Origin of the sequence: Microtetraspora fusca, from assembly GCF_001570365.1 — a bacterium.
GTDB lineage: Bacteria > Actinomycetota > Actinomycetes > Streptosporangiales > Streptosporangiaceae > Microtetraspora > Microtetraspora fusca.
In genome coordinates, this window is sequence record NZ_BBYK01000042.1 from 81,495 (window position 1) to 95,008 (window position 13,514).

At 71.5% G+C, this 13,514-nt stretch carries 14 protein-coding genes; 8 read left to right on the forward strand and 6 right to left on the reverse strand.

Features of this window, described 5'->3' with window-relative positions; all coding sequences use genetic code 11:
• The first annotated feature begins 31 nt into the window (after positions 1-31).
• A complete protein-coding gene (gene glnII, locus AWQ68_RS09595; RefSeq protein WP_066938667.1) occupies positions 32-1,045 on the forward strand; it encodes a glutamine synthetase in 1,014 nt (337 codons plus the stop codon).
• Positions 1,046-1,119: 74 nt separating this feature from the next.
• Positions 1,120-1,761, forward strand: coding sequence for a class IV adenylate cyclase (locus AWQ68_RS09600; RefSeq protein WP_218006824.1), 642 nt, complete (start codon positions 1,120-1,122; stop codon positions 1,759-1,761).
• 54 nt (positions 1,762-1,815) lie between these two features.
• Here the strand turns inward: AWQ68_RS09600 and AWQ68_RS09605 are convergent, their stop codons facing one another.
• Positions 1,816-2,598, reverse strand: coding sequence for a MerR family transcriptional regulator (locus tag AWQ68_RS09605; protein ID WP_084463816.1), 783 nt, complete (start codon positions 2,596-2,598; stop codon positions 1,816-1,818).
• Between the two features lie 57 nt (positions 2,599-2,655).
• Between AWQ68_RS09605 and AWQ68_RS09610 the strand changes: the two genes are divergently transcribed.
• On the forward strand, positions 2,656-4,302 hold the full coding sequence (locus tag AWQ68_RS09610) for an amidohydrolase family protein (RefSeq protein ID WP_066937976.1): 1,647 nt from the start codon (positions 2,656-2,658) through the stop codon (positions 4,300-4,302).
• A gap of 313 nt (positions 4,303-4,615) precedes the next feature.
• Here AWQ68_RS09610 and AWQ68_RS43485 read toward each other — a convergent pair whose 3' ends face one another.
• The 4 genes from AWQ68_RS43485 to AWQ68_RS46100 form a co-directional block, all read right to left on the reverse strand.
• The gene (locus tag AWQ68_RS43485) at positions 4,616-5,716 is read right to left on the reverse strand and encodes an HNH endonuclease signature motif containing protein (protein WP_066937981.1); all 1,101 of its coding nucleotides are present in this window, start codon (positions 5,714-5,716) and stop codon (positions 4,616-4,618) included.
• Between the two features lie 134 nt (positions 5,717-5,850).
• Positions 5,851-5,994 carry a hypothetical protein gene (locus AWQ68_RS43490; protein WP_169808889.1) on the reverse strand — a complete coding sequence of 48 codons (144 nt, stop codon included), beginning with the start codon at positions 5,992-5,994 and terminating at the stop codon, positions 5,851-5,853.
• A 488-nt stretch (positions 5,995-6,482) separates the two neighbouring features.
• Positions 6,483-6,851 carry a hypothetical protein gene (locus AWQ68_RS09620; RefSeq protein ID WP_066937983.1) on the reverse strand — a complete coding sequence of 123 codons (369 nt, stop codon included), beginning with the start codon at positions 6,849-6,851 and terminating at the stop codon, positions 6,483-6,485.
• On the reverse strand, positions 6,848-6,910 hold the full coding sequence (locus AWQ68_RS46100; protein WP_373281516.1) for a hypothetical protein: 63 nt from the start codon (positions 6,908-6,910) through the stop codon (positions 6,848-6,850). The genes AWQ68_RS09620 and AWQ68_RS46100 overlap by 4 nt, the downstream gene beginning before the upstream one ends.
• A 220-nt stretch (positions 6,911-7,130) precedes the next feature.
• Here AWQ68_RS46100 and AWQ68_RS09630 point away from each other — a divergent pair, with 220 nt between their 5' ends.
• The 4 genes from AWQ68_RS09630 to AWQ68_RS09645 all read left to right on the forward strand — a co-directional run bounded on the left by AWQ68_RS09630 (position 7,131) and on the right by AWQ68_RS09645 (position 11,587).
• Positions 7,131-8,231, forward strand: coding sequence for a sensor histidine kinase (locus tag AWQ68_RS09630; protein ID WP_066937988.1), 1,101 nt, complete (start codon positions 7,131-7,133; stop codon positions 8,229-8,231).
• On the forward strand, positions 8,219-8,863 hold the full coding sequence (locus tag AWQ68_RS09635) for a LuxR C-terminal-related transcriptional regulator (protein WP_066937990.1): 645 nt from the start codon (positions 8,219-8,221) through the stop codon (positions 8,861-8,863). The genes AWQ68_RS09630 and AWQ68_RS09635 overlap by 13 nt, the downstream gene beginning before the upstream one ends.
• Before the next feature lie 31 nt (positions 8,864-8,894).
• Positions 8,895-9,989, forward strand: a complete 1,095-nt coding sequence (locus AWQ68_RS09640) for a serine hydrolase domain-containing protein (protein ID WP_084463818.1) — start codon at positions 8,895-8,897, stop codon at positions 9,987-9,989.
• 215 nt (positions 9,990-10,204) lie between these two features.
• Positions 10,205-11,587: a leucyl aminopeptidase gene (locus tag AWQ68_RS09645; RefSeq protein WP_066937993.1), complete on the forward strand. Its 1,383-nt coding sequence runs from the start codon at positions 10,205-10,207 to the stop codon at positions 11,585-11,587.
• On the opposite strand, the gene AWQ68_RS09650 is transcribed toward AWQ68_RS09645, so the two are convergent.
• The gene (locus tag AWQ68_RS09650) at positions 11,565-12,323 is read right to left on the reverse strand and encodes a FadR/GntR family transcriptional regulator (RefSeq protein ID WP_066937995.1); all 759 of its coding nucleotides are present in this window, start codon (positions 12,321-12,323) and stop codon (positions 11,565-11,567) included. The two genes, AWQ68_RS09645 and AWQ68_RS09650, sit on opposite strands and share 23 nt — an antisense overlap.
• 287 nt (positions 12,324-12,610) lie before the next feature.
• On the opposite strand from AWQ68_RS09650, the gene AWQ68_RS09655 reads away from it, so the two are divergent.
• Positions 12,611-13,513 carry a proline iminopeptidase-family hydrolase gene (locus AWQ68_RS09655; RefSeq protein ID WP_066937997.1) on the forward strand — a complete coding sequence of 301 codons (903 nt, stop codon included), beginning with the start codon at positions 12,611-12,613 and terminating at the stop codon, positions 13,511-13,513.
• Position 13,514 lies beyond the last annotated feature (1 nt).

The window sequence follows — 13,514 nt, forward strand, 5'->3', positions numbered from 1 at the left end:
CGATGAAATGCACGCTCGTGAGGGGATCGACGTGAGCTACAAGGCTGAGTACATCTGGATCGACGGCACGGAGCCCACGGCCAAGCTCAGGTCCAAGACCAAGATCGTCAAGGACGGTGCGCCGCTCCCGAACTGGGGCTTCGACGGATCCAGCACGAACCAGGCCGGCGGCCACTCCTCCGACCGCGTGCTCAGGCCCGTGTTCACCTGCCCGGACCCGATCCGCGGCGGCGACAACGTGCTGGTGCTGTGCGAGGTGCTCAACCCGGACATGTCGCCGCACGCCAGCAACACCCGCGCGCTGCTCACCGAGGTGGCCGAGCGGTTCGCCGACCAGGAGTCGTGGTTCGGCATCGAGCAGGAGTACACCTTCTTCAAGGACGGCCGCCCGCTCGGCTTCCCGATCGGCGGCTTCCCGGCGCCGCAGGGCGGCTACTACTGCGGCGTCGGCGCCGACGAGGTCTTCGGGCGCGACGTCGTCGAGAAGCACCTCGACCTCTGCCTGGAGGCCGGCCTGGAGATCTCCGGCATCAACGCGGAGGTCATGCCCGGCCAGTGGGAGTTCCAGATCGGCCCGCTCGGTCCCGTCGAGGTCGCCGACCACATGTGGATCGCCCGCTGGCTGCTCTACCGCGTCGCCGAGGACTTCGACATCGCCGCCACGCTCGACCCCAAGCCGGTGAAGGGCGACTGGAACGGCGCCGGCGCGCACACCAACTTCTCCACCAAGGCGATGCGTGAGGCGTACGAGCCGATCATCACCGCCTGCGAGGCCCTCGCCGAGAACGCGATGGAGCACGTGCGGAACTACGGCCACGGCATCGAGGACCGTCTCACCGGCCACCACGAGACCGCGCCGTGGGACAAGTTCAGCTACGGCGTGTCCGACCGGGCCGCCTCCGTCCGCATCCCGTGGCAGGTCGAGGTCGAGCGCAAGGGCTACATCGAGGACCGCCGCCCGAACGCCAACGTCGACCCCTACGTGGTGACCCGCCTGATCGTGGACAGCTGCTGCACCGCGCTGGAGAAGGCCGGCCAGGTCTGATCCCCGCCCCCCTTCGTACGGCTCCCGCCCCACACCGGGCGGGAGCCGTACGCGTTGGTGGAACGTGCGCTTTCATGACGGAGAACCCGACCATGGTGACGCCCGCTTCCACGGCGAAGAAGGAGATCATGAAGCACGAGTACGAGGCCACATTCCTGTCCGTCGACGTCACGGGCCTCCGGGCCAAGCTGACCTCCCTGGGCGCGATCCAGGTCTTCCCCCGCACTCTCCTCACTCGCACGATCTTCGAGGGCGACACTCTCGACAGTGGCCAGTGGCTCCGTCTGCGCGACGAGGGAACCCGCTCGACTCTCACCCTCAAGCAGGTCACGGACGCCACCACCATCAACGGCACCACCGAGATCGAAACCGAGGTCGCCGACCTTGAGGCCATGACGGAGATCCTCCGCCGTCTCGGCCTGCGCCAGGTCCGCTACCAGGAGAACTACCGCGAGGAGTGGCGCCTGGACGACATCGCTTTCGACATCGACACCTGGCCCGATCTGCCGACCTTCGTCGAGATCGAAGGGCCTGACGAGGCGGCGGTCCGCCGAGGGGCGTCCCTTCTGGGATTCGACTACTCCGAGGCCCGGTTCGGTAGCGTCGATGAGATTTACAAGAGCGAGATCGGCCGCGACATCCTCGCCGAACCCACCCTCCTCTTCTCCGAAGCCGACAAGGACGAGCAGGTCTCCGGGACCGTGACCGGCGGCTGACCTTCCCGGGTGTCCCTGTGGAACAGGCGGGAGCCGTACGCGTGCCGGGGTGTCTCATTCGCGGCCTCGTGCCGGGACGTAGCCGAGCCGCCGGACGGCGTAGGCGCGGATCGCGTCGGCGAGCCACGGAGGAAGAAGCGGGTCGATCTCCTCGATCATGGCGCGCTGGTTGGGATTGCCGGTCACGACGTCCGCCAGGGCGTGGTAGGCCGCCGCGTCGGCCGGCCACAGCAGCCGGACCCCCTGGTAGTGCTCGGACATGAGGTCGAGGACGGCGGCGCTGCCGGGGGCCGTGCCGCTGGAACGCGCCTCCGAGAGCCGCCGCAGCAGGCGGCGGCCCTGCGCCGCGGCCTGCTCGTGCTCCTCGCGGGTCCAGCCGCCGGTGACCGTGTCCGCGCCGGTGAAGTGCTCCCCGGCGGCGGCCCCGTACCGGGCCTCGAGGTCCCGCCGGAGATCGTCCCGCCGTGCCGACAGGCCGGTGAAGAACTCCTCCTCGCTGAGGTGCGCCTGACCGGTGAGATCGGCGATGGTGCGGTCGACGGTCGCGATGATCTCCTCAAGCCGGTCGCGGTGGGCGACGAGGTCCGCGCGGTGCCGCCGCAGCGCGGCGACCCCGTCCCGGTCGCCGTCCAGGATCCGGCCGATCTGGGCGAGCGGGACGTCCAGCTCCCTGAGGAACAGGATCCGCTGCAGGCGCAGCAGCTCCCGGCGCCCGTACCAGCGGTAGCCGTTGCTCGCCGTCCGTACGGGGCGCAGCAGCCCGATGTCGTCGTAGTGCCTCAGTGTGCGCGAGGTGAGGCCGGACATGCGGGCGACCTCGCTGATCGAGTGCTCCACATCCGCACCCTAAACGGCTGGACCTTCTCGTTACGTCAACTTCTAGCGTCGGGGGGCATGAGCACGCACCCGCCCTTCACCATCACAGACGTCCGCGTTTTCAGCGGCGGCGGCCTGATCCCCGGTGTCACGCACGTCCGCGTCAGCGCCGGCCGGATCGCCGCGGTCGGGGACGCGTCCGTGAGCCAGGCGGGCGACGCCGTCGTCGACGGCTCCGGCGCGACACTCCTGCCCGGTCTCATCGACGCGCACGTCCACCTGCTTCCGGGCTGCACGCAGTTGGCGGCCGCATTCGGAGTGACGACGGTCCTCGACATGTTCAGCAAGCCGGAGACCATCGTCCCCGAGCGGTCCGCCGTCGCCGCGGCGGCGCTCGGCGGGGGACCCGTCCACGCCGACATGCGAACGTCGAGCGTCGGCGCGACCGCACCCGGCGGGCACCCGACGATCGCGTACGCCCCCTTCCCGTACGTCACCGGACCGCGGGACGCGGCGCCCTTCGTCGCCGACAGGGTGGCCGAAGGAGCGACGCACCTCAAGGTGATCTACGACGACGGCTCGGGCGCGATGCTCGACATCCCCGCTCTGGACGTCCCGACGATCGAGGCGCTCGTCACCGCCGCCCACGAGGCCGGCCTGCGTGTCGTGGCGCACGCGTCGTCCGCGGCCGGGGCGGTGACGGTGGCCCGGTGCGGGGTCGACGTCCTGGCCCACGCGCCGTTCGACCGGATGACGGACGCGCAGATCCGCGACGTGGCCCGGTGCGGTGTGGCCGTCATCGCGACGCTGAGCGTCGTCGACGGGTTCCCGGGCCGGGACGGCGTCATGCCGCTGCTGGCCCAGCCGCACCTGGCCGGGCGGCTGGGCGCTCGGTGGCGGCGCCTGATCGAGCGCCAGGCCCTGCGGTGGATGCCGCCCGAGCCGCCGGACGGCGCCGCGCAGCGGTACAACACCGTGGCGTTCCTGGAGTCGGGCCTGCGGGTGCTCGCCGGTACGGACGCCCCCAACCCCGGGCTCGTGTTCGGAGCGAGCCTGCACCGGGAGCTGCAGCACCTGGTCGGCGCCGGGTTCACCCCGGGTGAGGCGCTGGCCGCCGCGACCTCGGCGCCGGCCGAGGTCTTCGGCCTGGCCGACCGCGGCGAGATCGCCGTGGGGCGCCGGGCCGACCTCCTGCTCGTCGAGGGCGACCCGACGGCCGACATCGCCGCGACCCAGCGGATCCGGGACGTGTGGGTGCTCGGCCGGCGCGTCGATCCCGGCGCCTACGCCGGCAGCGAGGCCGAGCGCGCGGGCGTGCGCTGGCAGAGGGACTCGGCACAGAAGATCGCCACGGCGATCGGGGAGATGTGGCCGGGCTTTCCCGCGCCCCAGGAGGTACGGCGCGACGACGGCGAGCCGGTGGGCCGGGTGGTGCCGACCTCCGGAGGCTGGCAGGCCATGACGGTCTTCGGGGCGCCGCTCGGTGACCCCACTGATCACGACGAGGCCGTCGCCGTCCTGCGTGCCCGCGGGCTGGCCTGCCTGGCCGACCCCTGGTGGGCCCGCGTCGGCGACGACCCCGCCTGGCGGGAGGCCAGAATCGTCGAGGCCGCCCCCGACCGCGTCCGGCTCCGCTGGGCCGACCCCATGATCGATCAGCCGCCGTCCGGCCAGTGGTACGGCCTCGACGACCTGGACCTGTCGCTCGACCGGCCCGCCATCTGAGCGGCCGAACTGTGCGTAGGGGCCGACCGCCGGCGTGAGCGCGGGGCTCTGCCCAGGTCGGTGGTGGATACCGGTCGAGCCCGGCCAGCGCGGTCCGCCAGTCCTTCGTGATGGCCTTCTGTGCTGCGGCGAGCCGTACAGTTCCCGCGCGGACCGTCTTGTGCAGCCTGGCATGAGCAAGTTCGGGCATGCTGCCAAGCCGGTCCGTGGGCGGGGCCGGATCACCAGGTGGCCGCCGCGATCAACCTCGCCGCCCCCGATTACGGATCGTCGATCGCGGTTCGTGGCTCGCGGGTCGTTCGGTGATTGTTGGTCACTGTCTGTCGGTCCAGCGTCGGGGGCGGAGCTTGGAATACCGGTGGAACCGCATCGACACCGTCCCGTCCCCCTGATCGATCACCTCTACCCGGTCGGGGTGGCGGGACTTCCATTTGTTGTCCGCCGCGCACAACGGTGCCAGGTTGTCCAGGTCGGTGCGGCCGGTCGGGTACCAGGGTTCGATGTGGTCGATCTCGGCCAGGTAGGCGGGGACGTCGCAGCCTTCGCGGCAGCAGGTCCGGTATCGGGCCAGGATCGCTTCCCGCTGGTCGGCCGAGGCCAGCCGGCGTGCCCGCCCGAAGTCCTTCACGATGCCGTTCGCGTCGCGGAGCACCCGCCGGAGTTCGGCGGTGTAGGCCATCCGGCGGGCGTCCTGCGCGGGGATCGCCGTGCCGTCCTCCAGATGCGCCGGCTCCTCCGACTCCCCGGTCAACGTCTGCTCGGTGACCATCACGTGCATCACGGTCCGCCTGCCGCCCTCGGACAGGCGGGTGGCGAGGGCGTCGGCCATCCGGCGGGCGTGGCTGCGCACATCGGTGCTGTCGGTTTTGACCGCCAAGGGTTCCAGCCAGGTCTTCAGCTGCATCTTCAGCTCTGGGTCGAGCAGCCCGCTCAGGCGGCCCATCCCATCGGCGGTGTCGGCGATGGTCAGGTGCTGGCGTTCGGTCTTGGCCGCCGCCCGCCTCAGCCTGCCCTCCGGGTCGATCGTCTCGAAGATGGTGTGACCGGCGCGGGCCACGTCCTCCACCGTGGACCCCGACGCCCCCGCCAACTCCACCAGGATCGGCTCCGCCAGCTCGGTTTCGGCGTCGTCCAGGTGGTGGGCGGCGGAGGCGATCGTCGCCGCATACCCGTATGACAGCCGGCCGGAGGCGAACAGGCCGGCGGTGTGCGGCAGACGCGGCAGCTGCCGGGCCAGGGTGACGCGTTCTCCCGCGCGGGCGGCGCGTGAGCCGGTGGCCGCCGCCAGCCATGCTCCGATCGACCGCCGCCCGAACAGGTGGTGGCCTTTCCCAGCTTCAGCCACGCGGAGGCGGGTGGCGATCGCGGCTTCGGCCAGATCGATCGCCCGGGCCAGGGCCACGATCTCCGCCATCGCCACCTCAACCTCAGCCCTGGTCTCGGTCTCGGTTTCGCCCGGGCTCGCTCCCGCAGCTGCGGCCAGCCGCTCGGCACGAGCGAGCAGGTCCCTGACGTCGCGGCCGGCCAGGTTCGGGTCGGGCCAGTCCCCTACCCGGCCATCACCACCAGCGGCCGGGCCCACACTGTTCTGGCCAACATGACCGGCGCCTCGGCGATCACCACCAGCGTCATCGCGTCTGCGGCGGCGGCCTTGCCAGATTCCGTCCCAGGCCGATAGGCCGCCGCGGTCATGCCCTGGCTTCTGGCCTTCTGCCGCGTCCGGGAGGCCGAGCAACCGCCGCGCCCAGGACAGCGCCTCATCCGGCTCTCCCCATCGCCCACCTCGCCCCTCGGGGCGCGTCATGTCGTGCGCTGCGGGATCAGGGGCTCCTCCGCGACTGCTGGAGCTGCGGGGGTGATCGAGGAGCCCGACACTGCGGGCGTGGTCGAGGAGTACCGCACCGTAGGAGTCACCGGAGAAGCGATCGGATCCGATGAACGGCGTGTGCCGCCTCGGCTCGCGCCGTCGTGGGGACGTGGAAGGCGCGGTGGATGATCGGGACGGAGGCGCGTCCTTTGGCCGGCGCGACAGCAGTACGCCACCCGAAAGCATCATCTCTTCGCGCCTTCCCTTCCGATCTAATGGCTGATCCTCGGCGAATATATCGCTTGCGCGTTCGATAAACAACTCTAAGTAATCACACTTGCACTATTTGTGAGCATCGTGGACGGCATTCCGTTTAGTGGGCATTCGTGAGCGGAGAAGGCGCGCCAAGGCTGGCGTCTCTGGTGTCGGCGTCGTCGCTGCCGACTCCGCGCGGAGTGAGAGATTGGGCCCGGCGAAGCCTGACGGCCAGTTGGCGAAGTGCGTCGCCGAGCTCGACGGGCTCGATGTCGTATAGGTCGGCGTCGAAGGTGACGAACAGGCCGGCGACTCCCATCCAAGACCAGCCGCCGATGGTGAGCGTGCAACGTCGCTCGTCGACGTGTTCGACCACGGAGCCGCCAGGTGCCCAGCGGGCGACGACGCTGGCGGGCAGATCGATGGTTGCGCTGCCACGACACGGCCACTGCGCGGCGGTGTCGCCGCAGTCGGGGTTCTGAATCACGACGGATAACCAAGCTCGCGCAGAGTGTGGACATCCCTCGGCAAGGTGCGGGCGCTCACGCCCAGTCGCGTGGCGAGTTCGGCGCCGGGCCACTCGGTTCGCGCTCCATCCAGGGAGAGGTCGAAACCGCCGTCATCTCCACCCTCTTCGACACCGACCAGACCACCGTCAACACCGTCAACACCGCCCTCAAACACCTCCTGACCCGAGCCGTATCCCACTGAATGGTGGGGCAGGCTGTAGTGACCGTGCGCTCGGGCGGCGGGAAGACTGGCCGTCATGCGCGAGAGATGGACGCAGGCCACCCGGAGCTGTGGCTACCTGCTGTCGGGACTGGGATGCGGTCCGGCGACTCTCGTCCTGCTGCTCGCGGCGGCGCTCCCTGGAGGTGCGGCCAGGCTGCGGCGGTGGACGGGGTGGAATCGGCGCCAGGCCGCCGCTCTCCTCAGCCTTCCTGATACCGGGTCACCGGGTGGGCGGCTGGTGCCGTGGGGTCTGGAGTTCGCCCTCACCGGGGCGCTCGCCGGATTCGTCACGTTCATCGCGGCCGCCCGGGTCGCGGTGGTTCCCGTGTGGTGGCTCTACCCGCAGGATCGGCCGATCGTGCTGCTCGCCCCGGTCGACAGCTGGGGCTCCGCACTCGGGTACGGCGCCCTCGGGCTGGTCCTTCTCGGCTGGGCGGGCCCGCCATTCGCCCGAGCGCTGGCCCGCCGGCGACTGTCGGGGCCCGCGGAGCGGGAGCAACTCGCCGAGCGGGTGGCCGAACTCGGCGAGAGCCGCGCCGCAGTCGTCGACGCCCACGGTGCCGAGCTGCGCCGCATCGAGCGCGACCTGCACGACGGCGCGCAGGCGCGGCTGGTCACCATCGCCATCCGGCTCGGCGTGGCCAGGGAGGCGCTCGGCGAGAGCGGCCCTGTCGCCCAGCTGCTCCGTGAGGCGCACGAAGGCGCGGAGGAGGCGATGGTGGAACTGCGGGAGGTAATCCGCACCATGTATCCGCCGGTCCTGGTCGACCGTGGCCTCGGCGGCGCCCTCGCGGCCCTGGCGGCCCGCTGCGACGTGCCCGTACACCTGGACGACTCCGTGCGGGAGCAGTTACCGGCAGCGATCGAGGCGGCGGCTTACTTCATCATGGCCGAAGCCCTCACCAACGTCTCCAAGCACGCCGGGGCGCGCCGGGCGAATGTCCGGCTCGCCCGCGAGGGTGGCGTCCTCCTGCTCGAGGTGGCCGACGACGGCGTCGGCGGCGTGGACGAGGCGCGCGGCACCGGCATCGTCGGCATTCGGCGCCGTGCCGCCGCCCTGGACGGCTGGGTTTCCATCACAAGCCCGACCGGCGGACCGACCCGCGTCGTGGTGAGGCTGCCGTGCGCGTCGTGATCGCCGAAGACAACGTCCTGTTGTCGGCCGGGATCGAGCTGCTGCTGGCGAGCAAGGGCATTGAGGTCGCCGAGGTGGCCGCCGACGGCCGGGGCTTCGTCGCCGCCGTGCGCCGGCACCGGCCCGATGCGACCATCGTGGACGTACGGCTGCCGCCCGCCTTCCGCGACGAGGGCGTGCGCGCGGCGCTCCAGGCCAGGCGCTGCCTGCCGGGCCTGCCTGTCCTGGTGCTGTCTCAGTACGTGGAGCGCGTCTACGCCCGTGAGCTGCTGTCCGACGGCGGCGGCTCGGTAGGTTACCTGCTCAAGGACCGTGTGGCCCGGGTCAGCGAGTTCGTCATGGCGTTGCGCGCGGTCGCGGCCGGCGGCACCGTCATGGACCCCGACGTCGTGGATCAGCTGATATCCGGCCGCGACCGCCTCGTCGACACCCTCACCGCCCGCGAGCGCGAGGTGCTCGCTCTCATGGCGCAGGGCCACGCCAACGCCGTCATCGCCCGGCAGCTCGTGATCACCGAGAACGCGGTGCACAAGCACGTCGGCAACGTCTTCACCAAGCTCGGCCTGCCGCCCGACGAGGGCGGCCACCGCCGCGTGCTCGCAGTCCTGGCCTACCTCGACAGCGAGCGCTGATCTCACCCCTGCTCGACCACCTAGGAGAACCATGCCCGTTTTCCGGCGCATCGCCGTGTCCGCGGCCGCCGCCATCACCCTCATCGGCCTTCTTCCGTACAGCGCGGCCGCCCGCGAACAACCCGGCGACCTCGGTGCCGCGTTCCGCCCAGCCCTGGAGGACACGGTGGCCGCCGGCTCGGTGGCCGCGCTCGCCGAGGTGCGCGACGCCGGCCGTACCTATCGGCTGGCCGCGGGCAAGGCCGAGTACGGCAGGCCGCGCCCGGCACCGGCCGCGGGCAGGTTCCGGATCGCCAGCGTCACGAAGCTCTTCACCGCGACCGTGGTCCTGCAGCTGGCCTCCGAGGGCAGGCTGCGGCTGGCCGACCCGGTGGGTAAATGGCTGCCCGGCATCGTGGACAAGGCCGACGACATCACACTCGAGCAGCTGCTGCGGCACACCAGCGGCATCCCCGACTATCTGCCCGGCCTGCTCGACAGCTCCGGCGTCGTCCGCGACCCCGTGCGGACCTGGCAGGACAAGGAACTGGTCGCCCTGGCCAACCGCCTGCCGCGCGTCTTCGAGGTGCCCGGGACCCGCTTCTCCTACTCCAACACCAACTACGTCCTGCTGGGCATGGTCGTGGAGGCCGCGACCGGCCGGCCGTACGCTCGCGAGGTCACCGAGCGCGTGATCGTGCGCGCGAGGTTGACCCGCACATCCGCGCCGAGCGACACCACCCGGATCACCGGGCCGCACCCGCGGTCCTACGCCATGGTCGGCGGCGCCGTCACCGACATCACCACGCTCAATCCGACCATCCTGGGAGCGGCCGGCGGCATCGTCTCCACCACCACCGACCTCAACCGGTTCCTGCGAGCCCTGCTCGGCGGCCGGCTTCTGCCTCCCGCCGAGCTCACGCTGATGAAGACGCCCGTGCCCGGCACCACCTACGGGATGGGCCTGTCGACCCTGCAGACGCCCTGCGGCGTCTTCTACGGTCAGGCCGGCGGGATCGGCGGCTACTTCGCCGCGGCATTCCACCGCCAGGACGGCCTCCGCGAGGTCAGCCTGGCCGCCACGCCGTACACGGGAAAGCCCGATCAGGCCCTTAACGCCCTGCTCCAGCGCACGGCCTGCGCCTGACATCCGGAGAATCCCTGCCGATCTCATATCACCAGGAACGCCCGTCGAGCGGCAAACCGCACGATGGCCGGCTGCTACGTCGACCTCGGTCGTGCCGTCGGAGCGCCGGGGTCGTATCGCATGGTGAGCGGGGTCCCTGGTCAACGGGAGGGTCTTTATGGTTCACTCAACGGACCATTTTCCCTTTCTGGAACTTCCCCCGTTAGGAGTGCCTCGTGGAGGTGTCCTTCTCCCCGCACGCGCCCGCCGAGGTCCGTGCCGATCTCCTCGTCCTGCCCGCGTCCGCCGGTCCGGACCTGGGCATCGAGATCCAGCTCGCCGGCTTCGCCGGGCGGCCGGGCGAGGAGCTCCTGCTGCCGCGCCGCGCCGGGGACCCGTTCCAGGCGGGCGCCGTCCTGCTGGTCGGCCTGGAGCCGGACGCCGACGAGCAGGCCGTACGGCGGGCCGTGGGCCACGCCGCGCCCAGGATGGCGGGCTTCGGCACGGTCGCGGTCGCGCTGCCGTACCCCGGGGCGGTCGTCGAGGGCGTCCGGCTGGGCGGCTACCGGTTCGACCACTACAAGAGCGCGCCGGAGAGCCGGGCGGTCGAGCGGCTGCTCCTGCTCGCCCCCGAGGACCGGGACGCGGTGGTCCGGGCCGAGGTGGTGGCCGAGGCGGTGACCTTCACCCGCGACCTGGTCAACACGCCGGCCGGGGACCTCGTCCCGATGACGCTGGCTCAGCGGGCCGTGGAGATGGCGGAGGAGGCGGGCCTCGACGCGCGCGTCCTCGCCGCCGACGAACTGCGCGAGGGTGGTTTCGGCGGCATCCTCGGCGTCGGCGCGGCCAGCGCCAACCCGCCGTGCCTGATCGAGGTGAGCTACCCCGGCGACGGGAAGAGCGGTCTCGTCGGCCTGGCGGGCAAGGGCATCACCTTCGACGCGGGCGGTCTCGGCATCAAGAGCCAGAAGGCCATGGCGACCATGAAGAGCGACATGGCGGGCGGCGCGACGATGCTGGCCGTGGTCCGGGCCGCGGCCCGGCTCGGCCTGAACACCGGCGTCGTCGCGGTGGTCCCGGCGGCCGAGAACATGGTCAGCGGCTCGGCCACCCGCCCCGGCGACGTCCTGCGGCACCGCAACGGCATCACCACCGAGGTCGTGGACACCGACGCCGAGGGGCGGCTGGTCCTGGCCGACGCCCTGGCCTACCTCGCCGAGCGCCGTCCGGACGCGATCATCGACGCGGCCACGCTCACCTACTCGGTCATGCACGCGCTCGGTGAGGACATCACCGGCGTCCTCGGCAACGACCCGGCGCTGCTCGGCGCGATCAGGGCGGCGGGCGAGGCGCAGGGCGAGCCCCTGTGGGAGATGCCGATGTGGCGTCCCTACCTGGAGCGCATCAGGTCGGACGTGGCCGACTTCAAGAACGACGGCGGCGCGCACGCCGACGTGATCCTGGCCGCGCTGTTCCTGGAGAACTTCACCGGCGGCGTCCCCTGGGCGCACCTGGACTTCGCGACCACGGCCTACCTCGACAAGGCGACCGACCTCGGACCCGCGGGGGCCACCGGGGCGATGGTGCGGACCCTGATCAGCTATCTCGCGAGGCGTTGAGACCGCGTTCGAGCATCGCCCTGATCACGTCCGCGGTCAGGGTGAAGTGGCGCTCCGCGATGGACCCGGCCCGTTCGGCGTCCTTCGCGGAGATCGCCTCGTACAGCGCGCGGTGCTCGTTCAGGGCCTGCTGGTACGTCTCCGGGTCGTCGTCGCCGTACGGCTCCGTCGGGAAGCCGAGGCTGACCCGCATGAGCAGGTCGCGGCTGAGTGTGTTGATCTGGGGGTTGCCCGCGGCCGTGACCACGGCCGTGTGGAACGCCGCGTCGGCCTCCTGCTCCTCGCGGAGGATGGACGCCCCGGCGTAGGCGTCGAGCGCGGCCCGCATCGCCTCCAGGTCCGCGTCCGTACGGCGCAGCGCCGCGGTCCTGGCCGCCATGCCCTCGACCAGGCCGCGCAGGTCGAAGAGCTGCTCCAGCTCGGGCCAGCGCGGCACCAGGGTGCGCCGGACGGCCGCGGCGGTCGCCTCGGTCCAGCTCGTGCGGACGTACGCGCCGCCGGTGCGGCCGCGCCTGATCTCGACGATGCCGACGGCCTGCAGCCGCCCGATCGCCTCGCGGATCGTGGCGCGGCTGACGTCGAGCAGAGCGGCCAGCTCGCGCTCGCCCGGCAGGCGCTGGCCCGGGAGGTAGTCGCCGATCGCGATGGCGGTCATGAGGCGGTCGGCCACCTCGGTGGCCACGGACCGTACCCGCACCGGGCCGAGCACGCCCGACGGCCGGCCGCCGTCGAGCACCTGGCCGAGGACGCGGGTCAGGTCGTCCGCGGGGGGATCGGCGTCAGGCGCCCGCGAGGGGAGGCGGCGGGGCGGCTCGCGGCGCGCGGGCGACGGTTCCTCGGCGGGGGTCCGGGGAGTCAGGGAAAGGTCCTTTCTGCGGGCATGGTGTGATCCGCACCTTACTCGACCGGCCGATTTCAAAAAAGGTCTTGTGTCCAGGCCATTTATCCATATGCTGTCCAGACAACGGACATCTGTCTCATCTGGCGACATCTCGTCTCCCCTGTTCTCCCTGGAGCTGCGCCTTGGCCATCCCCGAACCGACCGCGCAGGGCCTCGCGCCCTTCGGCGAGTGGCGGACCTGGTACCGGGTCACCGGCGACCTGGACTCCCCCAAGGCGCCCCTCGTCGTGCTGCACGGAGGGCCGGGCGCGGCCCACGACTACACGCTGCGGATCGCCCGCCTCGCCGAGCGCGGCCGGCCCGTCGTCCACTACGACCAGATCGGCGTCGGGCTCTCCACGCACCTGCCGGAGAAGGGCGCCGACTTCTGGACGGTGGGGCTCTTCCTCGACGAGCTGGACAACCTGCTCGCCCACCTGGGCATCGCCGGCCGGTACCACGTGCTCGGCCAGTCCTGGGGCGGCATGCTCGCCGCGGAGCACGCCGTACGCGTGCCGTCCGGGCTGCGTGGCCTGGTCATCGCCAACTCGCCTGCATCGATGGAGCTGTGGCGCGAGGAGTGCGACCGGCTGCGGTCCGAGCTGCCCCCGGACGTGGAGCGCACCCTCCGCGAGCACGAGGCGGCGGGCACCACGGACAGCGCCGAGTACCGGGCGGCGGAGAAGGTGTTCAACGCGCGGCACGTCTGCACGATCGTGCCGAACCCGCCCGAGGTGCTGGCCAGCGACGCCAAGACCGCCGAGGACCCGACGGTGTACCACACCATGAACGGCCCGAGCGAGTTCCACGTCGTCGGCACGCTGAAGGACTGGTCGGTCGTCGACAGGCTCGACAAGATCGCCGCCCCCACCCTGCTCGTCTCCGGCCGGAACGACGAGGCGACCCCTCGCACCGTCCAGCCCTTCGTGGACCGCATCCCCGACGTCCGCTGGGAGCTGTTCGAGCACTCCAGTCACATGCCGCACATCGAGGAGGAAGAGCGCTACCTCCAGATCGTCGGCGACTTCCTCGACTCCACCGACTGAT